A 1,561-nucleotide genomic window follows, 5' to 3' on the forward strand; every position below is an offset into this window, starting at 1 on the left:
AACCCCCGCCGCCGATGTCTCTTCGACCCGCGATCTGCTCGACCGGGCACGTCAGATGGCGGTGTTTCTGCGCGAACAGCCGCAGGGGTATCTGGCAGCCTATCGCCTGATGCGCTGCATCCGATGGGACACGCTCACCGAAGTGCCGCCGTGTGACCCCACCAGCAAGACGCGTCTGGTTCCCCCGCGCGCCGAACTTCGTGCGCAACTCAAGCGTTTGCTGATGCAAAAGCAATGGCTTGAACTACTCGATCGCGTCGAACTCGCGTTCGCTGAAGGCGCGAATCACTTCTGGCTCGACCTTCAATATTATGCATTCGTGGCACAAGAACAGGCAGGCGGCGAATACGCGCCCGTGCGCGATCTGGCTGCCACCGACTGCGCGCTGATGCTAGAACGCCTGCCCGGTTTCCACCTGCTGTCGTTCTCCGATGGCACCCCGTTCACTGACGATTCCACACTCGAATGGATCGCCCGATATGCGACCGTCAGAGACATCGACCGTGGCGAAACTGTGATCCCTGTCGCCGCGCAATCGGCAAACACCGACTGGGCGGAAACCGAAGCAAAAGCCAACGATCTCGCCTCCAAGGAAGGACTGGATTCAGCTTTCTCATGGCTCCAACGCTTGCCCGCACAGGATGGCGATCGTGATCGGTTCGTCAGGCAGATGGTCATGGCGCGTGTCGCCGAGCGCGTCGACCGGCCGGACACGGCGCTGCATCTATTAACTACCGTCGATACAACCGCGCGCCGCTTCGAGTTGGCGCTGTGGGAACCGTCGCTTGCCTTCGAAGCCAGGCAGCACCTGATGCGCTTGCTCAAAATGCGCATGACGCGCAAGGACGCCGACAAGCCCGCGCTCGCTCAACGCATCGAGATGTTGACGGGCGAGCTGACCGCCATCGATGCCGCCCGCGCCGTTGCGCTCGACTAGACCTTCAAGGAACAGACCCGTGACCCAATCATCGAGCAGTCCGAAGGACAACGAAGTCTTGCGCTACTACGAAGCCGAAATGCGCTATTTGCGCGAGGCCGGCAAGGAGTTCGCCCAAGCATTTCCCGAGCGGGCGAAGATGCTTAACATCGACCGCATCGGTGACCGCGATCCGCACGTCGAACGCCTGTTCGAAGGTTTCGCATTCCTCGTCGGACGTCTGCGCCAGAAACTCGACGATGAACTCCCTGAGTTGACCGAAGGCCTCGTCAGCATGCTGTGGCCGCACTATCTTCGGATGATTCCGTCGCTGTCGATACTCGAAGTCACGCCCACGCAAGGTTTGCTGCAAAGCCATGAAGTGCTCGCAGCGGGCCTTGAAGTGCTGGCCGATCCGATCCCCGTCGATGACGGGCACGTGGAGTGCGTTTATCGCACCACGCAAGCGGTCGACTTGTATCCAGTCAGGCTAACCGAAGCGAACGCGTATGCACGAGAAGACGGCCGCTCAGTGATCAAGCTACGGCTCGAATTGCAGCCTCAGATACCGCGCGCGCAAATGCAGATACCGCGTCTGCGTCTGTACCTGAATGCCGACCGACCGGTGGCGCTAAGCCTCTACAC

At 60.6% G+C, this 1,561-nt stretch carries 2 protein-coding genes; both read left to right on the forward strand.

All coding sequences use genetic code 11. From position 1 onward, the window contains the following. A partial coding sequence (tssA, locus tag WCA53_RS24500) for a type VI secretion system protein TssA (RefSeq protein WP_423916541.1) occupies positions 1-937 on the forward strand: 937 nt, incomplete at its 5' end. A 79-nt stretch (positions 938-1,016) separates the two neighbouring features. Then, on the forward strand, positions 1,017-1,561 hold a 545-nt coding region (locus WCA53_RS24505), incomplete at its 3' end, for a type VI secretion system baseplate subunit TssF (RefSeq protein WP_423916543.1).

The sequence above is a fragment of the Caballeronia sp. genome, from assembly GCF_049581465.1.
Classification (GTDB): domain Bacteria; phylum Pseudomonadota; class Gammaproteobacteria; order Burkholderiales; family Burkholderiaceae; genus Caballeronia.